Annotated in this window: 16 protein-coding genes and 1 pseudogene; 15 read left to right on the top strand and 2 right to left on the bottom strand. The window is 70.6% G+C overall.

Features of this window, described 5'->3' with window-relative positions; translation table 11 throughout:
- Positions 1-6: 6 nt before the first annotated feature.
- The 12 genes from FRAEUI1C_RS16540 to FRAEUI1C_RS16595 all read left to right on the top strand — a co-directional run bounded on the left by FRAEUI1C_RS16540 (position 7) and on the right by FRAEUI1C_RS16595 (position 14,035).
- Complete coding sequence (locus FRAEUI1C_RS16540; protein WP_013424457.1) at positions 7-1,062, top strand: phosphotransferase family protein; 1,056 nt, start codon at positions 7-9, stop codon at positions 1,060-1,062.
- A 55-nt stretch (positions 1,063-1,117) separates the two neighbouring features.
- Positions 1,118-2,767: a class I adenylate-forming enzyme family protein gene (locus FRAEUI1C_RS16545; RefSeq protein WP_013424458.1), complete on the top strand. Its 1,650-nt coding sequence runs from the start codon at positions 1,118-1,120 to the stop codon at positions 2,765-2,767.
- Positions 2,742-3,929 (top strand): FAS1-like dehydratase domain-containing protein, encoded by a 1,188-nt coding sequence (locus tag FRAEUI1C_RS16550; RefSeq protein WP_013424459.1) that lies wholly within the window; start codon positions 2,742-2,744, stop codon positions 3,927-3,929. Before FRAEUI1C_RS16545 ends, FRAEUI1C_RS16550 begins: the two co-directional genes overlap by 26 nt.
- 64 nt (positions 3,930-3,993) lie before the next feature.
- The gene (locus FRAEUI1C_RS16555) at positions 3,994-4,626 is read left to right on the top strand and encodes a TetR/AcrR family transcriptional regulator (RefSeq protein WP_013424460.1); all 633 of its coding nucleotides are present in this window, start codon (positions 3,994-3,996) and stop codon (positions 4,624-4,626) included.
- Between the two features lie 74 nt (positions 4,627-4,700).
- Positions 4,701-5,888, top strand: coding sequence for a cytochrome P450 (locus FRAEUI1C_RS16560; protein WP_013424461.1), 1,188 nt, complete (start codon positions 4,701-4,703; stop codon positions 5,886-5,888).
- 65 nt (positions 5,889-5,953) lie between these two features.
- Positions 5,954-6,928: an MDR family oxidoreductase gene (locus FRAEUI1C_RS16565; protein WP_013424462.1), complete on the top strand. Its 975-nt coding sequence runs from the start codon at positions 5,954-5,956 to the stop codon at positions 6,926-6,928.
- A 4-nt stretch (positions 6,929-6,932) separates the two neighbouring features.
- Positions 6,933-7,658: an SDR family oxidoreductase gene (locus tag FRAEUI1C_RS16570; protein ID WP_013424463.1), complete on the top strand. Its 726-nt coding sequence runs from the start codon at positions 6,933-6,935 to the stop codon at positions 7,656-7,658.
- Positions 7,655-9,124, top strand: coding sequence for a class I adenylate-forming enzyme family protein (locus FRAEUI1C_RS16575; RefSeq protein WP_013424464.1), 1,470 nt, complete (start codon positions 7,655-7,657; stop codon positions 9,122-9,124). The genes FRAEUI1C_RS16570 and FRAEUI1C_RS16575 overlap by 4 nt, the downstream gene beginning before the upstream one ends.
- Positions 9,125-9,189: 65 nt before the next feature.
- Positions 9,190-10,614: an aldehyde dehydrogenase gene (locus FRAEUI1C_RS16580; RefSeq protein ID WP_041260925.1), complete on the top strand. Its 1,425-nt coding sequence runs from the start codon at positions 9,190-9,192 to the stop codon at positions 10,612-10,614.
- 34 nt (positions 10,615-10,648) lie between these two features.
- On the top strand, positions 10,649-12,094 hold the full coding sequence (locus FRAEUI1C_RS16585; RefSeq protein ID WP_013424466.1) for a TLP1 C-terminal extension domain-containing protein: 1,446 nt from the start codon (positions 10,649-10,651) through the stop codon (positions 12,092-12,094).
- Positions 12,095-12,140: 46 nt separating this feature from the next.
- Complete coding sequence (locus FRAEUI1C_RS16590; RefSeq protein WP_013424467.1) at positions 12,141-12,956, top strand: enoyl-CoA hydratase-related protein; 816 nt, start codon at positions 12,141-12,143, stop codon at positions 12,954-12,956.
- Positions 12,957-13,234: 278 nt separating this feature from the next.
- Entirely contained in the window at positions 13,235-14,035 is an 801-nt protein-coding gene (locus tag FRAEUI1C_RS16595; RefSeq protein WP_157734959.1) for a DUF3710 domain-containing protein, read from the top strand.
- A gap of 426 nt (positions 14,036-14,461) precedes the next feature.
- On the opposite strand, the gene FRAEUI1C_RS39610 is transcribed toward FRAEUI1C_RS16595, so the two are convergent.
- Together FRAEUI1C_RS39610 and FRAEUI1C_RS16600 are read right to left on the bottom strand one after the other, a co-directional pair.
- On the bottom strand, positions 14,462-14,875 hold the full coding sequence (locus FRAEUI1C_RS39610) for a hypothetical protein (protein WP_157734960.1): 414 nt from the start codon (positions 14,873-14,875) through the stop codon (positions 14,462-14,464).
- Between the two features lie 735 nt (positions 14,876-15,610).
- On the bottom strand, positions 15,611-16,441 hold the full coding sequence (locus FRAEUI1C_RS16600; protein ID WP_013424470.1) for a GNAT family N-acetyltransferase: 831 nt from the start codon (positions 16,439-16,441) through the stop codon (positions 15,611-15,613).
- 715 nt (positions 16,442-17,156) lie between these two features.
- Between FRAEUI1C_RS16600 and FRAEUI1C_RS16605 the strand changes: the two genes are divergently transcribed.
- The 3 genes and pseudogenes from FRAEUI1C_RS16605 to dnaK all read left to right on the top strand — a co-directional run.
- Positions 17,157-22,070, top strand: coding sequence for a diguanylate cyclase (locus tag FRAEUI1C_RS16605; RefSeq protein ID WP_013424471.1), 4,914 nt, complete (start codon positions 17,157-17,159; stop codon positions 22,068-22,070).
- A gap of 155 nt (positions 22,071-22,225) precedes the next feature.
- On the top strand, positions 22,226-22,714 hold the full coding sequence (locus tag FRAEUI1C_RS16610; RefSeq protein ID WP_013424472.1) for a DinB family protein: 489 nt from the start codon (positions 22,226-22,228) through the stop codon (positions 22,712-22,714).
- A gap of 522 nt (positions 22,715-23,236) precedes the next feature.
- A pseudogene (dnaK, locus tag FRAEUI1C_RS16615) lies at positions 23,237-25,090 on the top strand (molecular chaperone DnaK); the annotation flags it as partial.
- Positions 25,091-25,190: the final 100 nt, after the last annotated feature.

Below are 25,190 nucleotides of genomic sequence, written 5' to 3' on the forward strand. Positions count from 1 at the left end.
CGCCCGATGGTAGCCGGCGACATCCGCGACGACGCGGTGGTCAGCGCCGGCGTGCTGGCGTGGCTGGCGGCCCGTCACCCCGGGGGTGGCGACTTCACGCTCACCGAGTGGCGCCGGCCGTCGGTCGGCCACTCCAACGAGACGCTGCTGCTCACCGTGACCTGGACGCAGGACACCCGGCCCCACCGCCTCGAGGCGGTCCTGCGGCTGCCGCCGCTGCTGCCGGCGTTCCCCTCCTACGACCTGCGCGTGCAGGCGGAGGTCCAGCGGGTCGTGGCCGGGCACGGGCTCCCGGCGCCGACCGTGATCGCGGTCGAGGAGGACCCCGCGTGGCTCGGCTCGCCCTTCCTGCTGATGGAGCGCGTCCAGGGGCGGGTGCCCGGCGAGATCATCACGATGGACGAGTTCGTCATGTCGGCGAGCGTCGAGCAGCAGGCGCGGCTGCAGTGGGACTTCCTGCGGCAGCTCGCCCGGCTGCACACCGTGGACTGGGCCGCCGGCGGCCTGGAGAAGATCGTGCGCGGCGCCGGGGCCTCGCTGCGGCAGGACGTCCAGTGGTGGGCGGACTACGTGCGGTGGGACACCGACGACGCGCCGCCGGCCGGACTCGTCGAGGCGGTCGAGTGGTGCCTGGCCACGGCGCCGAGCGACGACCCGGCGCGCTCGCTGCTCTGGGGTGACGCCCGCTACGGGAACGTGATGTGCGACGACGACCGGCGGATCGTCGCCGTGCTGGACTTCGACCTGGCGACGATCGGCCCGGCGGAGATGGACCTCGCCTGGAATCTCGCCCTCGACTCGCTGCTGGCCCGTTGGACCCGCCGCTCGGTGCCCGGTTTCCTCGACCACGACGCGGTCGTCGACAGCTACCAGAGCCTGCTCGGCCGGGAGCTGCGCCATTTCGCCTGGCACGAGATCTTCGCGCTGGTCCGGTCGGCCTGCGTCAACCAGCGGCAGGCGCGGCTGGCGGCGAAGGCCGGGACCGCGTACCCGGGCCCGACCGAGGACGACAACCCGCTCGTGGCCGACGTCCTGCGTCGGATCGAGAAGTTCAACGGCTGATGGCCACCAGCGCAGCCAGGCCGGCGAGCCGAGACCAGCCGGAGGTGACAGGAAAATGGAGGCCATAGGCGCGGGACCGCCGCTGTCGTCGGTCGACTACGTGCGATCGACGACGCTGGCGGCGTTCATCGCGCAGGTCTGCGCCGAGCACCGGTATCGCGAGGCGCTCGTCTTCGACGACCCGCTGATCGGTGGTCAGACCGTCCGGTGGAGCTACGGCGAGCTGCTCACCCGCGGTCGCGCCGTGGCCCGCTCGCTGATCGCGGGCAAGGTCCGCCCCGGGGACCGCGTCGCGATTCTCATGGCGAACCGGCCACAGGCCGTCGCCGCGTTCTTCGGCGCGGCGATCGCCGGGGCCGTCGTCGTTCCGCTGTCGACCTTCTCCACCGGGCCGGAGCTGGCGACACTGCTCGCGCTGGCCGACCCGGCCGTGCTCCTCGCGCAGACCCGGATGGGCAACCGGGACTTCGCGGCCGACCTCGACCGGGCGCCCTGTCGGGTCGCCGCCGTCGGGCGGGACTGGGACTCCTTCCTGGACGAAGGAACCGAGGTGCCCGACGCGCTCCTCGACGACATCCAGGCGGAGCTGACCCCCGACTCCGACGGCCTGGTCATCTTCAGCTCGGGGACGACGGCGCGGCCCAAGGGGGTGCTGCACACGCAGCGAGCGCCGACCGTCCAGTTCTGGGTTCAGGCCCGGCTGTTCGGCCGCACGCCGGCCACCCGGATGTGGACCGCCCTGCCGCTGTTCTGGACGGCCGGCATGAACACCGCGATGGGAGCCACGCTGGCCGCGGGTGGCTGCTGGGTGATGCAGGAAGGGTTCGATCCCGGGCACGCGCTTCGCCTCATGGAGCGTGAGCGCGTGACCGAGCCGTACACGCTGCCGCACCAGGCCCGCGCCCTGAAGGAACATCCGGCCTGGTGGACGACCGACCTGTCGTCGTTGCGGCAGGTCTTCGGCAAGTCGGTGTTCTCGCGCCACCCGACCGTCCACGGCGACCCGAGCTGGCAGATGCCGGTGGGCTGGGGGATGTCCGAGACCTGCGCCTTCATCTCGGCGCACCCGAGCGACGCCGGCCGCGAGGCGATGCGGCGAAGCCTGGGCGGGATCGTGCCGGGAGCCGAGATCAAGGTGATCGACCCGGGCAGCGGCCGGGTGGTCGAGCGCCGCGTGGAAGGCGAGCTGCTCGTCCGCGGCATGACGCTGATGAAGGGCTACCTGGGCAAGGACCCGGCCGAGACCTTCGACGCCGAAGGCTGGCTGCACACCGGCGACCTCGGGCACCTCGACGACGACGGCGAGCTGCACTGGACCGGCCGCCGTACCGAGATGATCAGGACCGGCGGCGTGAACGTCTCACCCGCAGAGATCGAGGTGCAGCTGCGGGCCTGCCCGGACGTCCGGCTCGCCAGGGTGCTGGGAATGCCCGACGAGCGGCTCGGCCAGATCGCCGTGCTGTGCGTCGAGCTCACGGAGGGAGCCGACGCCGAGTCGGTGCGCGCCTTCCTTCGTCCCAGGATCGCGTCCTACAAGATTCCGAAACGGATTCTGGTCTTCGAGCCGGGCGGCATACCGCTCACCGAGAGCGGGACCAAGGTGCGAGACGACGACCTTCGCCAGCTCGTCGAGCCGCGCCTCGCCGCGAAGACGACGACCAATCTGGAAGGTGGGTTGAATGGCCGTGGGCCAGGAGACGAATGACGACCTGGACGTTTCCGATCTGGGGCGCCACATGGGTGTGCCGATCATGCCGGGACAGCTGCGCGAGCCGGTCGCCGTCAACGACATCCGCCGGTGGGTCCAGGCGATGCACTACCCGAACCCGCTGCACTACGACGAGTCGTGGGCCGCGCGGAGCCGGTTCGGCGGCTTCGTCGCCCCCCAGTCCTTCACAGTCGCGACCGATACCAGCCATGGCTGCGCGCCCGCCCAGGTGGGACGGATCCCGGACTCGCACCTGGTCTTCGGCGGCGACGAGTGGTGGTTCTTCGAGGGCCGCATCCGCCCCGGTGACAGGATTCTGTGTCATCGCCAGCCCTTCGACTTCAAGGTGCGGCAGACGGCTTTCGCCGGGCCGACGTGCTTCCAGCGTGGCGACACGCTCTACATCAACCAGCGCGGCGAACGCATCGCGCTGCAGCGGTCGACCGCGATTCGCTACAAGGTGCGCGCGGCCGCCGAGAAGAAGCTCTACGACGCCGGCGGCGGCGAGCCGGAGTGGACCGAGCAGCAGCTGGCCGAGCTGGACAAGACGAAGCAGGAGTTCATCGACCAGCTCCAGGCGCTCGGCCATGACAAGCGCCTGCTGTCCAGTGTCACGGTCGGCGACCGGCTGCCGCCCAACGTGCTGGGCCCGCACAGCCTGGCGAGCTTCGCGACCGAGTGGCGGGCGTACCCGATGACCACCTGGGGCGCGATGGCCAAGGGCCCGACGTCGGTGCGCGGCGAGGATCTCGGCTACACGAAGGAGATGGCTGGTCACGAAGGGGACCGAGAGCTCGAGCGGACCAACCCGGAGAAGACCGACGGCGCGTACTACGGGCCTTCGCGCGGCCACCTGCAGCCCGCCTGGGCGCGGCGGATCGGGATGCCGCGCGGCTATGGCTACGGCGCGTCGGTGGGCTCGTGGCTGCTCGACCTCGTCGCGGCCTGGGCCGGGGAATGGGGGAGCATCTACCACGCCGACATCAGGTATCGCAGCCCCGTGCTGACCGGCGACGCGACCTTCCTGTCCGGTACCGTCACCCAGGTCCGCGAGGAACGCCGGCGGGTCCACGTGGCCAGCGTCGAGGTCGTTGCCCGTAACCAGGACGGCGCCGTCCAGGCCAAGGGCCTCGTGACCGTTCAGCTCCCGCTCACCTGACGCCGCCCACCGGCCGGCTGGGCGCTCGGCCGGCCCGCGCGGCTGCCCTACGATTGGTGGCGTCATGAGCGACGTGTCCGACGGCGGTGCCGCCGCAGCGAGACCGGGACGAAGCCGTCGGCGGACCGATCTCAGCGAGCGGGAGATCGTCGCGGCGGCCCTCCGGCTGGTGGCGCGCGAGGGCGCCGACAACCTGACCATGAGAGGTCTCGCCGCCGAGCTCGGCCTGTCCTCGATGGCCAGCTACTACCACGTGCCGAGCAAGACGGTGCTGTTCGACCTGGTCGCGGACGCGGTCCTGGCCGACGTCCGGGTACCCGACTCCGAGGAGCCGTGGGAGAAGCGGCTGCGCGAGATGTTCATCTCCGCGCGCTCGGAGCTGGCCCGCTACCCGGGCGTGGCGGCGCTGCTGCTGAGCCGGACGTCCGAGACGCCGAACATGCGCCGGCTGTCCTCCGAGCTGCGGCGCGCGCTGCGCCAGGCGGGTTTCGACCGGGCGGAGTCGGACGCGCTCGGTGAGGCGTTCACGATCTATCTGTTCGGCCGGCTCATCTTCGAGGGCCGAGCCGTCGCCGAGAGCGCGGCGCCGGCTGAGCCGGGCCCCGCCGGCGCACGGCCCGCCGACGCCTTCGAGACCGGCCTGGATCTCCTCCTGGCCGGCACCAGGGAACTGCTCAGGACCACCTCGCGCGACTGAGCGCGGTGCTGGGCCACGCTTGACGCCTCAACTTGAGCGCTGTAAGAATTCATTCAAGCGGGGAGCGAGGACTTATGACACCTGTCACGGCCCCGGGGCCGATGCTTACGGTCCCCGGCCTTTTCGAGCGTCCCGACTATTTCGAGATCCTGGCCAGGCTCCGCCGCGAGGCTCCGGTCGCGCGCACGCCGGACGGTCTCTGGGCGGTGACGCGTTACGAGGACATCCGAATGATCAGCCGGGAGCCGCACCGTTTCTGTTCCGGCCGCGGTGTGCTCGTCAATGACCCGATCCGGGTCCACGGCGCCGTCAATGACGAGACGTCGCTGCTCCATATCGACCCGCCGCACCACAGCAGGTACCGAGGCGTCGCGAACCGCCAGTTCACGCCGCGGGCGGTGGGCCGGCTGGAGGAACGGATTCGGGTCATCACGCGGGAGGTGCTGGAGGCGGCCGACCCCAGGGGTGAGATCGACCTCGTGGGCGAGATCGCGGCGCCCATTCCGGTGCGGGTCATCGCCGAGCTGCTCGGCATCGACGCCGCCGATCTCGCGACGTTCCGCCGGTGGTCCGACGCGGTGATCGAGGTGATCGACCACCCGACGGCGGAGGTCTACGCCGAGTCCGGGGAGCTGCTCACCTACCTCATGCGCCTCGCCGACCAGCGCCGTTCCGAGCCCCGCGACGACCTGGTCTCCCGGCTGTGGCAGGCCCAGTACCAGGGCGAACCACTGTCCCATGAGCAGGTGAGGATGTTCGGCCTCACCCTGCTCGTCGCCGGCAACGAGACCACGCGCCACCTGCTCTCGGGAACGCTGGCCGCGCTGGCCGCGCATCCCGAGCAGCGGGCCGCGCTCGTGCGCGAACCGGACCGGATTCCGGCCGCCGTCGAGGAGTGCCTGCGCTGGACGACGCCCATCCAGGCTTTCGGCCGGACCGCGACCGAGGACCTGACGCTGCACGGGCAGCAGATCGCCGCCGGCGACTTCCTGGTCCTTCTCTACGCGTCGGGTAATCGCGACGAGCTGGTTTTCGGACCCACCGCCGACCGTTTCGACGTCGCGCGCGCCCCCGGCCCCAACATCTCCTTTGGTTTCGGTGAGCACCTCTGTCTCGGCGCGTCGCTGGCCCGGCTGGAGGCCCGCGTCGTGCTGGAGGAACTGCTGGCCCGGTTCCCGAATTTCGTCACGGGACCACCGATTCCGGTCCAGTCCACGCTCGTCCGCGGTTTCCAGACGCTTCCCGGCGTGCTTTCGCCGTAACGGCCCGCGAGAACGACATCCTCGGCTTACGCCGCCAGACGAACTGACATTGTGAAGGAATCCGCATGGTGCGTGCAGTGGTGTTGACCGACGTCCCGCCGGCGTCCCTGGTGGACCTGGCCGCGGACGATCTGCCCGACGGCGACGTCACGATCGACGTGCGCTGGTCGTCGCTGAACTACAAGGACGGCCTGGCGGTGACCGGGGCGGGGCGGATCGCGCGGAAGCTGCCGATGACCTGTGGTGCCGACCTCGCGGGCACGGTCGCGGCGTCGGAGAACCCGGCCGTGCGGGTCGGCGCCGAGGTCCTCGTCACCGGGTGGGGCCTGTCGGAGACCAGGCCCGGCGGCTACACCCAGCGCCAGCGCGTGCCGGCCTCGATGGTCACCGCGCGGCCCGAGGGCCTGTCGCTGCGGCAGACCATGGCCATCGGGACGGCCGGGCTGACGTCGATGCTGTGCGTGACGGCGCTGGAGGGGGCCGGTCTGCGACCGGGCGCGGGCCCGGTCCTGGTCACCGGGGCGAGCGGGGGAGTGGGCAGCCTCGCGGTGGCGCTGCTGGCCTCGCTCGGCTACGAGGTCACGGCCTCGACCGGCTCCCCGGACGCCCATCCGCTGCTGCGCGAGCTCGGCGCGGCCGAGATCATCGACCGGGCCGAGCTCGCCGCCCCCGGGCGGCCCCTCGGCAAGGAGCGCTGGGCCGCGGCGATCGACACGGTCGGCAGCCAGACGCTCGCGAGCGTGCTGGCCTCCATCCGGTACGGCGGTGCCGTCGCGGCCTGCGGGCTGGCCGGCGGCAACGACCTGCCCGCCACCGTCCTGCCGTTCATCCTGCGGGGCGTGAGCCTGCTCGGCATCGACTCGGTGATGTGCCCGCCCGACCTGCGCGACGCCGCCTGGTCGCGGCTGGCCAGCGATCTGCCGGTCAGCCTGCTCGACCGCGTCACCCAGGTCGAGCCGCTCAGCGACATCGTGAAGCTCGGCGAGCAGATCCTGGCCGGCGAGATCTCCGGCCGCGTGGTCGTCGACGTTCAGGCCTGACGCGGTGGCAACGCGAACAGCGATCGTCACCGGCGGGAGCGGCGGCATCGGCCGGGCGTGCGCGCTGGTCCTTCACGAGCGCGGCTACGACGTGGTGCTGACCGCACGCCGCGCCGAGCCGCTGGCCGAGGCGGCCCGCGAGATCGGCTGCCGGTTCGTGGCGGCCGACTGCGCGGAACCCGACGAGTTCGCCCGGGTGGTGGCCGCGTGTGGACAGGTGGACCTGCTCGTCCACTCGGCCGGCGTCCTTCGCGGGACGTTCGTCCGGAAGGAACGGATCGAGCAGTTCGACGCGGTGATCCGGGCCAACCTCCGCTCGACCTTCGTGGCCGTGCAGGGCGTCCTGCCGATCATGCCGGTCCGTGGGCGCATCGTCCTGATCTCCTCCTCCGCCGGCTCCCAGGGCATGAAGGGCCGGTCCGCCTACTCGGCGTCCAAGGGCGCCGTGAACGCCTTCGCCGACGCCCTGCGCGGCGAGGTCGTCCGGGACGGCATCCACGTCAACGTGATCGTTCCCGCGCCGGTCGAGACCGCGATGCTGGAGACGGTGACCTTCGAGATGCACGCCATCCAGGCCAGTGACGTGGCCTCGGCGGTCGGCTACCTCGACGGGCTCGACCCCCGGGTCGTCGTGCCACGGATCGACCTGCACGCCGTCGAGTCCGGCCCGCTCGCCCCCGCGCCGTTACGCCCGCCGGGAGCCGCCGCCACGACAGGGGCCCGGCGATGACGACGGCCGTGGGAGTCCCGATCGGCCAGCGGCTGAGCGACCTCGCCGCGGCGGACCCGCACCGGCTGTCCGTGGTGGTCGTCCGCCAGGACGGCGGTCGCGAGGCGCTCGACCGCCAGCAGGTGGAGGACGGCGCGAACCGGTGGGGCCGGGCGCTGGCGGCCCGCGGGCTGGCGGCCGGGGATCGCGTCGCGCTGCTGGTCCACAACTCGGTCGAGCTGGTCCTGGGAGCGCTCGGTGCCTGGAAGGTGGGCGCCGTGCCCGTTCCGGTGCGCTGGGACCTGCCCGCCTGGGAACGAGAGCGGGTCCTCGCGGTCGTCGCCGCCCGGGTGGTGATCGACGAGGGAACCGCGCCAGCCCTGCGGGCCGAGGCCGCGGCGTTCCCGGCCGACCCGCTCCCCACGGTCACCTCGCCGCACTCGTTCGGCATCTGCAGCAGCGGCTCCACCGGCACGCCCAAGGTCATCGTCAACACCCGGCCAGGCCGGTGGACCGCGGAGCTCTCGACGCCGTTCGCCGAGAACTTCGGCGGCCCGGTGACACATCCGCAGGTCGTTCTCGTGCCCGCGCCGATGTATCACACCAACGGTTTCATGACCCTCAACTCGCTGCTCGGCGGTGACCGCCTGGTCATCATGGAGAAGTTCGACGCCGTGGCGGCCGTCGACGCGATCGAGCGCGAGGGCGTCACCACCTTCACCGCGACGCCGACCATGCTGCAGCGCCTCGCCGCCGTTCCCGGCATCGACGGCCGAGACCTGTCCCGGGTCGAATGGATCCTGCAGGGCGCCGCGATGATGCCGGCCGCGCTGCTGCGCCGGTGGTTCGAACTGCTGGCGCCCGAGAAGGTCATCATGGCCTACGGCATGACGGAGCAGCTCGGGCTGGTCGCGATTCGCGGCGACGAGTGGCTCACCCATCCCGGAAGCGTCGGGCGGGGTTTCCGCGGCACCGAGCTCAGGATTCTGGACGAGAACCAGAATCCGGTGCCGGCCGGGACGTACGGCGACGTCTACCTGCGCTCGCCCGTTACCGGGGCCTACGACTATCTCGGGGGAGCGCCGCTGCTGCCGACCACTCCCGACGGTTTCGGGACGGCCGGCGACATGGGGCACCTGGACGAGCAGGGCTACCTCTATCTGGCGGACCGCCGGGTGGACATGATCATCACCGGTGGCGCGAACGTCTTTCCCGCCGAGGTCGAAGGCGCGCTGTCCGAGCACCCGGATATCGCCGATGTCGTCGTCGTCGGGCTGTCCGACCCCGCCTGGGGCCGGCGGATACACGCGATCGTCGAGCGCCGGCCGGGCACCACCGGGCCGACGGAGCAGGAATGCATCGAGTTCGTGAAGGCGCGGCTGGCGTCCTACAAGGCGCCGAAGACGGTGGAGTTCGTCGCCGAGCTGCCGCGCAGCGCCGCGACGAAGATCAGTAGATCCGCGCTCGTCGCCGAGCGGGGCGGCTGATGGCCGCGCCCGCCGACGGGAACCTGCCGCGTCCTGCCGTCCGACCGGCCCAGAAGGGTGAAGCCGTGCACGAGTACCAGCGCTTCTTTGTCGACGGCGCCTGGGTGGAACCGAGAACGGACGTCGCCGTCGAGGTCCGCTCGCCGCATGACGGCGCCGCCGTCGGCACGGCGCCGGGCGCCGTCGCCGAGGACATCGACGTGGCTGTGGCCGCCGCCCGGCGCGCCTTCGACGAGGGTCCGTGGCCGTGGCTGTCGCCGGCCGAGCGGATCGCGGCGCTGCGGCCCTTCGTCGAGCGCTACGGCGCGCGGACCGCGGAGATGGCCGCGCTGGTGACCGGCGAGATGGGCTCGCCGGCCTGGTTCTCCGAGCAGGCACACGGGCTGGGGCCCTGGTACCTGATGGGGGAGACGCTCGCCTTCGCCGAACGGTACGACTGGGAGCGGCGCCGGGGGCGCAACCTGCTCAGGCGGGCGCCGTCCGGTGTCGTGGGGATCATCACGCCGTGGAACGTGCCGCAGGTGACGATCATCGCGAAGCTGATGCCGGCGTTGCTCGCCGGCTGCACGGCGGTCGTGAAGCCGGCACCGGAGACGCCCCTGGACGCCATGCTCCTGGCGACGATGCTCGCCGAAGCCGACCTGCCGCCCGGCGTCGTCAGCGTGATCACGGGCGGCGCGGAGGCCGGTCGCCGGCTGAGCGAGCATCCCGGCGTCGACAAGGTGGCCTTCACGGGCAGCGCGGCCGTCGGGGCGCGGATCGGGAAGGCGTGCGCCGAACGGCTGGCCCGCTGCAGCCTCGAGCTCGGCGGCAAGTCCGCCGCGATCGTCTGCGAGGACGCGGACTTCGGCCGGACGATCGACGGCCTGCGCTTCGCCTCCTTCCTGAACAACGGCCAGGCGTGCGTCGCGCAGACCCGGGTGCTCGCGCCCCGGTCGCGTTACGAGGAGTTCTGCGCGGCGTTCGCGGCGATGGCCTCGTCGCTGGCGGTCGGAGACCCGGCCCTGGCCGACACGTACGTCGGACCGCTCGTCTCGGCCCGCCAGCGGGAGCGGGTCGCGTCCTACCTGGAGATCGGGCTGGCCGAAGGCGCGGTCGCGGCGGCCGGCGGCCCCGGTGAGACGGGCGACCCGCGCGGTCACTACGTGCGGCCGACGGTGTTCCGCGATGTCACGAACGACATGCGGATCGCCCGCGAGGAGGTCTTCGGACCGGTCGTCGTCGTGATTCCCTACGAGGACGAGGACGACGCCGTCAGGATCGCCAATGACTCCCCCTACGGCCTCGGCGGGTCCGTCTGGACCAAACACCGGGCACGCGGACTGAGCATCGGCCGGCGGGTACGCACGGGGACCTTCGGGATCAACGGCTACGGGCCGGAGTTCACCATGCCGTTCGGCGGCTTCAAGGCCAGCGGCATCGGCCGTGAGTACGGACCCGAGTCCTTCGACGAGTACGTCGAGCTCCAGTCGATCTACGGCGTCGCGTGAGCGCGGACGCGGGACTCGCCGCGGGGACACGGGCGTGACCAGCATCTGCCTGATCGGCGCCGCGCAGCGGACCGTGCGCGAGACACCCGCGCCCGAGCCCCTCGACAGCTGGGAGGCCCGGGCCCGGGAGGCGGCGGCCGGCCTGCCGCGAGCGCTGGCCGACGTGCAGTCGATCCAGGTCGTCTACTGCCAGAGCTGGCCCTACGACGATCCCGTGGGCCGGCTCGCCGAGCGGCTGGGCGCCGACCCGAAGCACCGTGTCTACTCGGGGATCGGCGGAACGGTCCCGCAGACGCTGGTCAACGCCACCGCGGCCGCGATGCTGCGCGGCGAGCTCGATCTCGCGCTCGTCGTCGGTGCCGAGGCCCTCGCGACGGTCCGGGCGTACAGACGGGCGGGGGAGCGGCTGCCCTGGTCCCACCGCGAGACGCCTCGCTCGCCCTTCCCGTGGACGCCACCCCATCCGTCCGAGACCGCTCATGACGTGTTCCAGGCGTGGGAGACCTTCCCGTTGTGGGACACGGCCCGGCGGGCGGCGCGGGGCGCGTCGCTCGGCGACGACGCGACCGAGGCGGCGCGGCTGATGGCGGGGATGACGCCGGTCGCGGCGGCGAACCCGCACGCCTGGCGCCGACGCGTCCTCGACGCGGCGACCGTCGGCACGCCGACGCCGGACAACCGGTTCGTCGGCTGGCCGTACACCAGGAACGAGGTCGCGGTCATGGACGTCGACATGAGCGCGGCGCTGCTGCTGGCGACCGGCGCCCGCGCCGACGCCCTCGGCGTGCCCGAGGACCAGCGCCTCTACCTGGCCGGCTGGTCCTACGCGCGGGACCCGGCGAGCATCGCCGCCCGCCCGGACCCGGCCCGATCGGCGGCCATGGCGGCGACCAGCCGGGCGGCGCTCGACCGGGCCGGGCTGACGCTGGCCGAGGTCGAGGCCTTCGACCTGTACTCCTGCTTCCCGTCGTCGCTGCGGCTCGGCTGCGACGCGCTCGGCCTGGACGTCGACGACTCCCGCGGCCTGACGGTGACGGGCGGGCTGCCCTACGCGGGCGGTCCCGCCTCCGGCTATCTCCTGCACGCCCTGGCCTCGCTCCACGAGCGGCGGCCCCGTTCGGCGCTGGTGACGGGGGTTGGCATGCACCTGGAAAAGCATGTCGCCGCGGTGTGGACCCGTGAGCCGGCCAGGCCCTCGGTCCCTGACGACGACGCCGTTCAGCGGGGCGTGGACGCCGCGCAGCCGGCCCGCCGGCTGCTCGCCTCCTATGAGGGGCCGGCGCGGGTTCTGGCGTACACGGTCGCGCATTCCCGGGACGGCGGCGCCGAGCGGGGTCTGGTCGTGCTGGACACCCCGCGCGGGCGGGCCCTCGCGAGGGTGCACAAGCCCGCGCTGCTCGCCGACGCCGAGTCCCGCGAGCTGGTCGGGCAGCCGGTCACCGTCACGACCGACGGGCAGCGCAACGAGGCCCGCTGGTGACGATCTTCACCCCTGATCTCCGCACAACCCTCGAAGGAGATGGCTCGTGCCCGTTCACTACGAGGTCGGAACCCGCGCACCGCACGTCGCGCTGATAACGCTCGACCGGCCGGCGGCCAAGAACGCCTGCGACCTGGAGCACTTCCACCAGCTCGCCGAGACCTGGAAGCGCTTCGCCGCCGACGACGAGGCCTGGGTCGCGGTCTTCACCGGGGTGGGCCGGGCGTTCATGTCGGGCGCCGACCTCAAGACGTACGTCCCGGAGATCACCGCGCTCAGCCAGAAGATCAAGAACGGCGACGTCGACTCGGTCCGCGGCTACTCCCTGACTGACGGCACCGACGCGGTGCTGCGCGGCACCAGGATCTACAAGCCGATCGTCGCCGCGGTGAACGGTCCCTGCGTCGCCGGCGGGATGGAGATGCTCGGGGGCATCGACATCCGGATCGCCAGCGAGCACGCCACCTTCGGCGTGCTCGAACCGGCGCGCGGGCTCTTCGCCGGGGGCGGCACGACCGTGCGCCTGCCGAGGCAGGTGCCGTTCGCCCACGCGATGGAGTTCCTGCTGTGCGCCGACCAGATCGACGCCACCCGGGCCCACCAGATGGGTCTCGTGAACGCGGTCGTCCCCGAGGCCGAGCTGCTGGACACCGCGTTCGCGTACGCCGCCCGGATCACCAAGAACGCTCCGCTGGCCGTCCAGGCGACGAAGCGCAGCGTGCTGGAGGGCCTCAAGCTCGGCCTAAGCGACGCGTACCGGAACGAGGGGCGGATCGCGCAGGAGATCTTCGCGACCGAGGACGCGAAAGAGGGGCCGCGGGCCTTCGCCGAGCGCCGGGCCCCCAGGTGGACCGGCACCTGACCTGACGCACCGACCCACCTGGCGCCGCGGCCCGTCGCGGTCGGTCGTGCCCCCGCGATCGGTCCGGCGGCGTCCCCACGCGGTGTCGAGGCGGAGGTGAGCGTTGAGCGCGCGGGCGCGGTCAGGCAACAGGCCGGCGAGCGGCCGGATTGATGCGACCATGGGTCTGCGGCGAAGGGCTCGTCGAGCCTGGGGCCTGGCGTGCTGTGGGGAGGTTCGTGGTGGTCCGATGGAAGTGGTCGCGTCGAGACGACGAGTCGGACCCGACCTCCGTACACGTGTCCCCACGGCGGCGAGAGCCGCGCGGCGCGGTGGAGCCGGAGCCGCCGCCGGCCGCCGGCGACGGTCCCTACGACCTCGCGGACACGCCGTGTCAGGCGGTCCGCCGGCTCGATCTCGGTTGTCTGCTCGTCCCGGAGTTGCCCGGAGTCGTCTACCGGTTCGAGGTCACTGGCACGGGGGACCAGCGCCAGGTCGTCGCCGCGGTCGCGGTCGCGGACGGGTCTCAGATGCGACTCACCGCCCACGCCGCGCCACGCGGCGGCGGGCTGGCTGACGAGGTCCGCGCCGAGCTCCTGCGCTCGGCGCTCCCGGCGGGTGCGACGCCCGCCTCGGTGACCGCTGGCCCCTTCGGCCCCGAGCTGTGGACCGAGGCTCCGGCGGCGGAGGCGGGCGCAGCGGGCGGGCTGTGCCGGTTGCTCAGCATCGACGGCCCGCGCTGGCTCCTGCTCGCGGCGATCACGACGCCAGCCGGCACGGCGCCCGCCGCGACCGATGAGCCCGGGCCCACGTCCCGCGCCCCGGGGATGCCGGTGCTGGAGGAGGTGCTGCGCGCGGCCGTCGTGGTGCGCGGCGAACGGGCGATGCCCGCCGGGGCGGCCTTGGCGCTCAAGCTACCCACCGAGCCCGACCCGCCCGACTCCGGTGTCGACGACCGCGGCGACCCGGACGCGCTCGCCGACGAACTCGGCCGGCTCCCACCGATCGGCGCCGCCACCGCGGACCCCCGCCGCATCAGCTACGAGGTCGTCGCGGCGCCCGCCGGAGGTCTCAGCCGCAACCGCAGCACCTGGGGGTGACCTCCGAAGCCGCAGCGCACACCGTAGACGCGGGGGTCTGCACGTGCCACGACGGAAGCTGATCCGCTGTCCATCCCGCCAGGCTCAGCACCGTCCCCGTGCCGCCGCAAGATGAGGAAAACGCCGGCCAAATTCACGGATCTCGTTGTCGGACAGCCCCTCCGCCTGCCGTCACCCCCGTAACGAATCGCCAACGGTTCGGGCTCGATCCCGTCGACAGCCTCGAAGAACCGGGCGATCTCGTCCCCGCCACGGGCCTGCGCGCGGATCCTTCGAGCGAGGTGGCACCGCCCATCCGGATGAGGAAGCCGCGTCGATGAGGGCGAGCACCCGCTCGATGTGGACCGGACCGGGAGGCCTCGGTCACCGCGAGATCACATAGCCGATCCCAGCGGCTCCGCGGCCCACCCGACCCGGACCGGACCGCTAGAAATACCGGCAGCTGCTGACCAGGTTATCCGAGTAGGTGCCGATGTTGCCCGAGTTGACGTTCACTGTCGTCTTGAAATGCCCGGTCCCTCCCTGCAGACCGTCGCAGTTCCAACCGACATCCACGAGGTGCTGACCATTGCTGACCGGCTGATTGGTTTCCGAGGCGAGGGTGCTCCACGTGCCGGTATAGTTGCCGCTGCTGTCTATATTTTCCTTCTTGAGCTGGACGTCGACGGTGGCGGTGACGCCCGCCGGCGCCCCCGGGCAGCTAAGACCTGCATTGGCAAAAACGTAGCCGGATATAGGAAAACCCGGGACGAAAGCCTGCAGAGTGCAGTTCCACCCACCCTGGCTGTACGACGACGAGAGGTTCGGGTTGGCCGCGAACGCTGGGGCCGGGAGCAGCATCGAGGCGACTGTGCTACCGCACGCGCCGATGGTGGCGGCCGTTCCGAGGTTTCTGAGACGCATGTTTCCTCCGGGGGATGGTCATGGGACAGGACGGGAACGACACCCACGGTGGACGATGAGGGTCGTTGGCCGGGGGTGAGGCCGACCCGTAGGTGCGGTAGCCCGTCAAGTCGAAATCCGAAATTCCGAAGAAGGTGCTCGCGTTCGATGCGAGTTTACTCCTCCGTAGTGGTCCTGTGGCAAGTATCGCCTGGAATGCGCTGGTTGCGCCTTCGATCTGTCGCGGGACACGCCGAAGGGCAGACATGCAGGTAAATACCCTGGGTTCGATCTCGGCGCACCACTCCAGGCGCCAACCGACGTCCGAGCTGTGGTCCAGATCACATCGCGGTCGGACGGCTGTCGACTTGGGAAACGGCCATTGACCGAGGCCAGGCAGACGCCCGCCGAGACCATGGCGCGCAAAGTACCGATCGTCAGCGGAAGCCCGGTCCATCAAACGCACGCTGACCGAACAGGCCGACTTGTGGAACCGGCCATATCCGACGCCTGGTTGTCCGCGACCCTCGCGGTCTTCGAGCCGGCGGCCGGATCCCTGGAATCAGTTTCGGGCGGCGGCGCCACCACCGAGCTGGCCGTGTCCGGTGGACACCCGAAACCGCTGAGCCCGCCACCCTTCCTGCCGACGGCCGCGGCTGCCCGCCGGATCCAGCGCGAACTGGCCGGACTGGCCTATCGGATCGGCGCCGCCGGCACATCCTCGCCCGGCCGATACGCCGCGAGAATCAGCCGGTCCCAGCGACGGCCCCGGTAGTAGTCGTGATCCCGCAGCCGCGCCTCCACATGCAATCCTCGGTTGCTCACGCTCGCGAACTGCTGGAAGTTGAACTCCGGCATCTCCAGATACAGCTTTCGGAACGGCCACACGTCGAACACGTAGTTGATGAAGAGCCGCACAGGCTCCGCCGCGATCCCCGAGCCCAGATACTGCCCAGTCATAGCGGCCCCGATGTATGCATTCCCGAGACTCAGGTCGGGGTTGTAGCACATCACATGACCGGCGGGCTGGTTCGTCTGGATGGACTCCACCAGGAACTGTGCGAGAATGCCGTTCCACATGTCATGCTGCTCGAACTGCTGATAGGCGGGCACCGCCCCGCGGTAACGCCAGCGAAAACCCACCTCCGGACTGACCGCCAGGCCATACAGAAACGGCGCTGCCTGCGGCAGCACCGGAACCAGCCGGAAAAACTGTCCGGCCAGTCGAGGCGGCGCTACGTCCTCCGCAGGTCCGGGGATATCACTGTTCACCGTAGCCTCGGCCGCCGGTGATGTCTCGGCCCGCTCCCGGTAGCAGTCGAACAGGCCACCGACAGTGCCTACAGACAGCCACTCCCGCTCGTCGAGTTCAACCCCGAGCTCAGCCAGCAATGCCGCCAATTCCAACAGCCCGAAGGAGTCTAACCCCAGGTCCGCCCCCAACCGGGCGGAACTGGCCACATCAGCCCGCGGAACCCCCGTCCGCGCGCTGACCAGCACCTCGAACTCGTCCTTGGTAAGCATCGCCCCTCAACAGAAAAATGTGGCCTGAGCAGGCAGGCAGCCTCGACCACCGGATCGTCCGTGGAGCGACCCGGCGCCGCTGGTCCTGTCTAGCACAGACAGAGTCGACATGGTAGTCCAATGCGTCGCGAAGGTCTCCGTACGCCATCTACTGGACAGGCGCAAGCAATCGTGCCATGGTTGAGACACAGCCGGTTCGAATAGGTCACCGGGGACAGCCGTGCTCGGCGGGTGGTTCGGCCGGGTTCAGACCGCGTATCCGCCGCTCCGGATCGTCGGGCGCGTGGCCGGAACCGGCCGGCTAAATAGGTCCACGACGTCCTGCGTCGGCATTCTCCGCGTCTGGTCGGTTCCGCGTCACCGCGCGCAGCCCGACGTCGGCACGTAGGCGATCGCGGTGGACACTGCCCGATCTGCCCGCGGCGCCGTCCCGCGGCCCTGCCCGCGCGGGAGGAAGGCGCGCGGCAGAGGCTCCATGGGCTCCGAGAGTTCGTCCACAGGCGACGAGTCCGACACGTGTCACCTGTCGGCCTATGCCCTGACACTGGACGAGCAGGCACGGGCCCTCCGCCTCGCGGCCCGGGATCTGTGCCGCTGTGTGAACCGCCGTAGCAGGCCCCGCCGAACAGGCAGGTCAGGAGACTGTTCTGTTGACGGCAGGGCCACCGGGGCAGACTTGGAGCGTAGGCGGCGCAGAGCGATGCGAGGTCACTCGATGGGTTCCGAGCGTGAGATGCAAGGCCCCGACCCGCCGGATCCGGTGGTGACTGAGGTACTGCATGAGTCGGAGCGGACCCGGGTCACCCGAGTGGTAAGCCGTACGGGCAGCGTGATCAAAAAGGAGTTCCTGGGCCCGGCCGCCCAGGCGCGGTTACTCCGTGAAGTGGAGTTCTTGAAGCGGCTGCGTGGGGTTGAAGGCGTCGCTCAACTGGCGTCCGGGTCCGAGCCGGGTCCCGAATCGTTCCTGTTGGTCGATGTGCACGGCACGGCGCTGTCCGGGCGAACGGTCCCGGTGGATCCGGTTCGCCTGCTGAACCTGGCCGAGCGACTGGCCCGCGGCCTGGCGGGGCTGCATCGCAGGGGCGTGGTGCATCGGAATATCAACCCCGCGAACATCGTCGTGGACGCCGACGATGCTCCCTATCTGGTGGATTTCGCGCTGGCTACGTCTACGGCACCGGTTCGGCCGGATCTCCTCCGTTCCACGGAGATTGTGGGAACCGTGGCCTACCTGGCCCCGGAGCAGACGGGGCGGACGGCTCGTCCGGTCGACGCGCGCGCCGATCTCTACGCGGTGGGCGCGATGCTCTATGAGCTGGCCACGGGCGCGCCGCCGTTCGGGTCGGCGGATCCGATGCAGGTGATCCACAGCCATCTCACGCGAGTGCCGGTCCCACCATCGGCGACAAACCCCCTGGTACCGGCCGGTCTTTCGGCGATCATCATGCACCTGTTGGAGAAGGAGCCCGACGACCGCTACCAGAGTGCCGAAGGGCTGGTGTTCGATCTTGCCCTGCTGCGCCGGGGCGGCGAGGTCGTGCACCCGGGCGAGCGCGATCTTCCGGCGCGGGCGTTGGTCCCGTCGCGGCTCGCCGGGCGGGACCGGGAGATCGCGCAGATCCGCGATGCGTTCGCCGCCGCCATGGAGGGCCGATGTCGCGGGTTGCTCCTGGGCGGTGCGGCGGGGGTGGGGAAGACCACGCTGGTCGACGAGCTGCGATCGACCGTCGCCAACGCCAACGGCTGGTTCGTAGCGGGCAAGTTCGATCAATATCGCCGTGACCAGGAGTACGACGGCGTTACGCAGGCGTTCCGGGCCCTGGGCCGTCTCCTGCTCGCCGAGCCAGAGAAGGATCTCCATCAGGTTCGGGACGCGCTGCTGCAGGCGTTGGGGCCGAACGCGGGCCTGATGGCGATGATGATGCCCGAGCTGGGCGCGCTGTTGGGAGTCGCCGCGGCGCCGGGAGACCCGATGACCACGCAGGCGCGGGCCAGACGGAACGCGGCCGAGATCCTGCGTGTGGTCGCCTGCCGAGAGCGGCCACTGGTGCTGTTCGTCGACGATCTGCAGTGGGCTGGTCGGGCGCCGCTGGATCTTGTCGACCTCGTGATGGACAGCGGGCTGAGGTTGGAGGGGCTGTTACTGGTCGGCGCGTTCCGGGACAGTGAGGTCGATGCCGCTCACCCGCTGGCGTCGATGGTGGCCCGTTGGGGCCGGCTGCCGGACGGGCCGCGGGTGCTGCGGGTAGGCAACCTGGCGCCGGACGGCCAGGCGGCGCTGGTGGCTGACCTGCTGCGCCTTCCCTCCGGGCCGGCCGCCGACCTGGCGGGGACGATCGCGCCCTCCACACGAGGCAACCCTTACGAGACGGTCGAGTTGCTGAACGCGCTGGGCCAGGACGGGACGCTCACGCGAGACACGCGTGGCTGGCGGTGGGAGCCGGAGGTGCTGCGTCGCCGGTTGGCGGGCGTGGACGTGTCCGCCCTCCTGGCCGCGCGAGCCGGCGTGTTCCCGTCGGCGACCCGAGCGATCCTGGCCGCGATTGCCTGTCTGGCGGGCCGGGTCGAACTGGACCTGCTGGAAGCCGCGACCGGGCTCGCGAGCGACGAGATCGGGCGGCTGCTCGCCCCCGCGCTGGCCGACGGCTTTCTGGTGCTCGAACCCGCCAACCGGTCCAGCGTGCGGTTCCATCACGACCTGGCCCAGGAGTCCGTCATCGACGACCTGGACGGCGACACGCGACGTGCGACGCGCTTAGGCCTGGCCCGGCGGCTGGCCGGCCGAGACGAGTATTCCGCGGTGGCGGCGGAACAGTACCTGCTTGTCGCCGACACCGTGCACGCCGAGCCCGAGCGGCAGGTGATGGCCGGACTCTTCGAGCGCGCCGCCAGCCAGGCCCGGATGCTGAGCAACTACGGGCAGGCGGAGCGGTTTCTGGCCGCACTGCTGAGGTCTGTCGACCGTCGGGACAAAGAGCGTCTGGTGGCGGCCCACGTCGATCGGCACGCCGTTCTGTACATGCTCGGCAGGCTCGAGGACGCCGATGAGGAATACCAGGTCGTCATCAGGCTCCGTCCCCGCTCCACCGAAGGCCCCGGGGTCACCGCCGTGCAGGTCAGCAGCCTGATCAACCGGGGCCGCTCGGGTGAGGCGCTGGCGCTCGGCCTGGAGGCGCTCCGGCATCTCGGTCTCGCCATCCCGGCACGGGAGCGCCTGGAGGCGGAGACCGACCGCGGCCTCGACGCGCTCTACGCGTGGATCGACGAGACGACGGAGGCGGACGACCTGCGCCGCCCGAAGATCACTGACCGCTCGCGACTGGATACCGTCCGGCTTATCAACCGGCTCATTCCCGCGGCGTTCATCTGCGACCGGATGATGTCGGCCTGGCTGGCCGTGACGATATTGCGGATCTGGGCGACGGACGGTCCGGACGCCGCCCTGATCGGACCGGCTGGCCATGCCGCGCTGGTGACCGTCGCCCGCCGGGGGGACTACCGAACCGGGTATCGCATGATGCGGCGGTTGCTCGCGGTCGGCCGGGCCCGAGGCTACGAGCCCGAGCTCTGGCGGGCGCGGTTCCTGTACGTGGTAGGTACGGGACACTGGTTCGAGCCTCTTGAGGACAACGTGTCCGCGGCGCGTCGTACCCTCGCGGGCCTGTTCCAGGCCGGTGATCTGCAGACCGCGTGCTGGACCTACTACACGCTGGTGTGCGATTTTCTGGACCTTGCCCCGTCGCTCGCGGACTTCGTTGCCGAGGCCGACGAGGCGCTGAGGTTCGCCGCGCGGACCGGCAACGGACACGCCGAGAAAATACTCCGGGCCTGTCGCGACCTGGCGGGCGAGCTGCGCGGTGAGCCCACCGGGCGCCCGGACGCGGCAGGTCTCGCGGCCGCCGAGCCGACCGTCGCTTTTCATCTGCATCTAGGCCGGGCGGTCGCCGCGGCGGTGCTCGATCATTCCGGCGAGCTGGAGCGGCACACGGACGCCTTGATGCCGTTGCTGTCGAGCGTCGAATCGATCTATCACACCGCGACGGTCCGGATGCTGCGGGCGCTGGCTCTGGCGGGGCGGGCCCGCGCGGCGCGGGCGCGCCAGCGCGACCGGGCGCTGGTCGAGCTGGAGGGGCTGGTGGAGTGGCTGGCCGAGCGGGCGGCGGACGCGCCGGTCAACTTCGGGCACATGCTGCGCCTCGTGGAGGCGGAGCGGGCCTGGGCGCTCGGAGACTTCCGCGAGGCCGTGTGCACGTTCGACCTCGCGCAGCGGGAGGTGTCCGCGCGGGCGCGGCCATGGCACCGAGCGTTGATCCTGGAGCGCGCGGCGCGGTTCTACCTGGCCCACGGCGTCGATCAGGCCGCCCATGGACTGCTTGTCGCGGCCAGCGACCAGTACCTGGCCTGGGGCGCGACCGCGAAGGTGCGCCAGCTCGACTACGCCTTTCCCCTGCTGCGCGCCGAGCGGTCTGGCGCTCGCCCGAACTCCCAGCCACCCCCGCAGCCGGCGCACCTCCAGCCCGTCGTCACGACGGGCACACTCGACCTGCTCGGGATCGTCGCCGCGTCGCAGGCCCTGAGCTCCGAGACAAGCATCGACGGCCTGCGGGTCAGAGTCGTCGGCATCCTCTCCGAGATCACAGGTTCGACCGGCGTGCGCCTGCTGCTGCGCGACCAGGAGACGCACGCGTGGACGGTTCCACTCGACGAGGGCGGGACCATCTCCCTGGAGGAGGCTGGCAGGCGGAAACTCCTGCCCCCGTCCGTCGTCTGGTACGCCGAGCGCACGGGTGAGCCCGTCCTCATCGATGACGCGATCCGTGACGACCGGTTCTCCCGCGATCCTTACCTCGCGACCATGGACCGGTGCTCCCTACTGGCGGTACCGATCATTCTGCGCGACGAGCTGCACGCGATGCTGCTGCTGGAGAACCGGCTCATCCGCTGCGCCTTCACGACCGATCGTCTTGAGGGCATCACGCTCATCGCGAGGCAGCTCGCGGTGTGCCTCGACAACGCGCTCGTCTACGCCTCCCTCGAACGCAGGGTTGCCGAGCGGACCGAGCAGCTTGCCGCGGCGAACCACCGTCTCGAACAGCTCTCGGCCACCGACCCGCTGACCGGGCTGGCCAACCGGCGACAGCTCAACGAGTTCCTCAACGACGCCTGGTATCGCGCGGCCAGCTACGGCACGCCGCTCGCCCTCGCGATGATCGATATTGACCACTTCAAGGCCTACAACGACTTCTTCGGGCACACAGTCGGCGACCTCTGTCTCCGGCGTGTCGCGGCCTGCCTGGCCCGCTGCACTCGCGACACCGACCTCGCGGCCCGTTACGGCGGTGAGGAGTTCGTCGTCGTCATGCCCGGCGCCGACAGCGTCACCGCCACCCAGATCGCCCACCGGCTGCGCACCGCCGTGGAAGATCTCGCCGAGCCCCACCCGCGGACCGACGAGCGGATCGTCACCGTCAGCATCGGCATCGCGACGACGACCCCCGGCCCCCGTGACGACGTGGCAGCGCTGCTCGAGGTGGCCGACGCCGCGCTATACCTGGCCAAGAACGGGGGGCGTAACCGCGTCGAAGCGGGGGGCCAGCACGAGGTTCCCGCCGACTACCGGGCGAGGTAGGCGGCTCACCACGGCCCGCGGCTCGCGCTTGGCCGTCATCGGTGGTCTCCTGCGCGATCGAGATGAGCCGGGTCCGATCGGCACTCATGCTGCTCGCGTATGCGCCCTGGCCTGATCCGTCAGTATCCTTTCAACCCAGAAGGCTGGAAAATTTCATGTTCATATGGCCCCGAATGACCGCCGGGCCCGAACGTCTCATGTTGGAGAGCGTGCTTGACCGCAACCGGCAAGCGCTCATCGACACCGCGCGAGGGCTGTCCGAGGCCGACGCGCGACGGCGCCTGGTCGTCTCGCTGACCACACCGATCGGGCTGATCAAACACGCCGCCACCGCCGAGCGCATCTGGTTCCAACGCACCCTGCTCGGCCTGGACGAGTCCGCGTGCGACGGCTACGCCACCGGTGACGACGGCAGTTTCCTGGTCGCCGAAGGCGAGACGCTGGCCGACGTGATCGCCGAGTTCGAGCGTGCCAGCGAGCGTTCCCGAGTGATCGCCGCTGACTTCGAGCTCGACGACACCAAGGCCCACCCCGGCGCCGGCGATGTCAGCCTGCGGTTTGTCTACCTGCTCCTGATCGAGGATTTCGCCCGTCACGCCGGCCACGGAGACATTCTCCGAGAACAAATCACCGCCGCACGATAGGCGTTGGCGGGGACTGGTTCAATATCGGTGCTTCCGGCAGCCTCGAACCGTCCGGAACCGGCCGCGCCAGGTGGGCAGTCCGCGGGGAACCCGTGATCGACGCCATGTCGATCACATTCCGTGGTCGTTGCCCCAGGCCGAGACTTCTTGACGGGCAGTGTGCTGTTATCCGAACCGTGCGGTATTCGCCCCGGCTGCCAATCATGAGGTATCCGGAGCGAACCGCGCAGGTGAGGTTGGGTGAGCCAGCTTCGCTGGGCCTGTCTCGGCCCTGTCCAGTGACGGTCCGTCGCCAGTGGTGGTCCGTGGCCGTCGCGACCGGGATGCGCTGCTCGGTGGGCCCACGGGTCTTCGCCTCCGGAGGTCTGATGACCATGGCGGCCGGCGACCTGAGTTGATCTCTGTGGTGATCGGCCCCTCGTCGCCATTTTCCCTCTGGCGTATCGAATAATGAGGACAGGGATGGGTGGGGGCGCCGTCGGTGTGGCGCTCCCGTTCTCCGTGGCATGTGACGGGGGGCCGATGGCGAGGGCGGTTGGGATTGACCTGGGCACGACCAACTCTGTCGTGAGCGTGCTCGAGGGTGGTGAGCCAACGGTCATCGCGAACGCCGAGGGCTCGCGCACGACCCCGTCGGTTGTGGCCTTCGCGAAGAACGGCGAGGTCCTGGTCGGCGAGGTCGCGAAGCGGCAGGCGGTCACGAACGTCGAGCGGACGATCCGGTCGGTCAAGCGCCACATGGGCACCGACTGGAAGATGAAGGTCGACAACAAGGACTTCACCCCGCAGCAGATCAGCGCCTTCATCCTGCAGAAGCTCAAGCGCGACGCCGAGGCCTACCTGGGCGAGACGGTGACCGACGCGGTCATCACCGTCCCGGCGTACTTCGACGACGCGCAGCGGCAGGCCACGACCGAGGCCGGCACCATCGCCGGCCTGAACGTCATGCGGATCGTCAACGAGCCCACCGCCGCGGCCCTGGCCTACTGCCTGGTCAGGGCGAGGTGGGTCGCTGTTGATGAGGCGCTGACAGTTCTGGTCTTCGATCTTGGCGGTGGGTCGTTCGACGTGTCCCTGGTCGAGATTGGTGACGGCGTCGTCGACGTCAAGGCCACCCACGGCGACACCCACCTCGGTGGTGACGACTGGGACCAGCGGATGACGGACCACCTGATCAAGACCTTCCAGGGTCAGCACGGCGTGGACCTGGCGAAGGACAAGATGGCGCTGCAGCGGCTGCGTGAGGCGGCCGAGAAGGCCAAGATCGAGCTTTCGCAGTCGACCCAGACCACGATCAACCTGCCGTACATCACGGCGTCGGCCGAGGGCCCGCTGCACCTGGACGTGTCGCTGACCCGGGCCGAGTTCCAGCGGATGACCCAGGACCTGATCGACCGCTGCAAGATCCCGTTCCAGCAGGCGGTCAAGGACGCGGGCATCAAGGTCGCCCAAATCGATCATGTTCTTCTCGTCGGTGGGTCGACGCGGACTCCCGGTGTGGTCGATTTGGTTCGTGAGCTCAGCGGCGGTCGCGAGCCGGTTCGGTCCGTCAACCCGGACGAGGTCGTCGCCGTTGGCGCGAGCGTGCAGGCCGGTGTCCTGAAGGGCGAAGTCAGGGACGTCCTGCTGCTGGACGTCACCCCGCTGTCACTTGGGATCGAGACCAAGGGCGGCATCATGACGAAGCTGATCGAGCGCAACACCACGATTCCGACGAAGCGCTCCGAGATCTTCACGACCGGCGATGATGTAAGCGGTCGGCCAGTCCCAAACCGGCCGCCTCCCAAAGGTGGGACGGCCGCCGAGGGTCCGCCTGATGGCAGCCGGCCGGGAGGCGGCCAGCCGTCGATGATCTTCGAGGTCTTTCAGGGCGAGCGCGAGATGGCGGCCTACAACAAGAAGCTCGGCATGTTCGAGCTGACCGGCCTGCCCCCGGCGCCGCGCGGCGTGCCGCAGATCGAGGTCACCTTCGACATCGACGCGAACGGCATCGTGCACGTCTCGGCGAAGGACCTCGGCACCCAGAAGGAGCAGTCGATGACCATCACCGGCGGCTCCGCGCTGCCGAAGGATGACATCGAGAAGATGGTCCGCGACGCCGAGCAGTACGCGGAGGAGGACAAGCAGCGCCGCGAGGAGGCCGAGACCCGCAACCAGGGCGAGTCGCTGGTCCACTCGACCGAGCGCTTCCTCGCCGAGAACGGCGACAAGGTCGAGGCGACCCTCAAGGCGGACGTCGAGAAAAAGCTGGCGGCGCTACGCTTAGCCAGCGCGCGGTTTGATGCGGACGCGGTCGCGACGGCGATGGGGGCACTGCAGAAGGCCAGCGCCGTGATGGGTCGGTCGATGCTCGCTCGGACGGAGGCGGACCGCGCTGTCAACGCGGGCCAAAACCGCGCCGACGGACGCGCGGGCTCTGAGCCCAGAACTGGCAACGGAAACGATCGTGACTTAAAAGAGGCTGCGTCAGCCTCTG

Source organism: Pseudofrankia inefficax (assembly GCF_000166135.1).
Taxonomy (GTDB): domain Bacteria; phylum Actinomycetota; class Actinomycetes; order Frankiales; family Frankiaceae; genus Pseudofrankia; species Pseudofrankia inefficax.

Bases quoted from the DNA above. Each gene is read 5' to 3' on its own strand.
- FRAEUI1C_RS16545 (WP_013424458.1), top strand. From the start codon at position 1,118: ATGGAGGCCATAGGCGCGGGACCGCCGCTGTCGTCGGTCGACTACGTG.
- FRAEUI1C_RS16600 (WP_013424470.1), bottom strand. From the start codon at position 16,441: ATGCTTACCAAGGACGAGTTCGAGGTGCTGGTCAGCGCGCGGACGGGG.
- FRAEUI1C_RS16610 (WP_013424472.1), top strand. From the start codon at position 22,226: ATGTTCATATGGCCCCGAATGACCGCCGGGCCCGAACGTCTCATGTTG.
- FRAEUI1C_RS16540 (WP_013424457.1), top strand. From the start codon at position 7: ATGGTAGCCGGCGACATCCGCGACGACGCGGTGGTCAGCGCCGGCGTG.
- FRAEUI1C_RS16565 (WP_013424462.1), top strand. From the start codon at position 5,954: ATGGTGCGTGCAGTGGTGTTGACCGACGTCCCGCCGGCGTCCCTGGTG.
- FRAEUI1C_RS16555 (WP_013424460.1), top strand. From the start codon at position 3,994: ATGAGCGACGTGTCCGACGGCGGTGCCGCCGCAGCGAGACCGGGACGA.
- FRAEUI1C_RS16575 (WP_013424464.1), top strand. From the start codon at position 7,655: ATGACGACGGCCGTGGGAGTCCCGATCGGCCAGCGGCTGAGCGACCTC.
- FRAEUI1C_RS16550 (WP_013424459.1), top strand. From the start codon at position 2,742: ATGGCCGTGGGCCAGGAGACGAATGACGACCTGGACGTTTCCGATCTG.
- FRAEUI1C_RS16605 (WP_013424471.1), top strand. From the start codon at position 17,157: ATGGGTTCCGAGCGTGAGATGCAAGGCCCCGACCCGCCGGATCCGGTG.
- FRAEUI1C_RS16560 (WP_013424461.1), top strand. From the start codon at position 4,701: ATGACACCTGTCACGGCCCCGGGGCCGATGCTTACGGTCCCCGGCCTT.
- FRAEUI1C_RS39610 (WP_157734960.1), bottom strand. From the start codon at position 14,875: ATGCTGCTCCCGGCCCCAGCGTTCGCGGCCAACCCGAACCTCTCGTCG.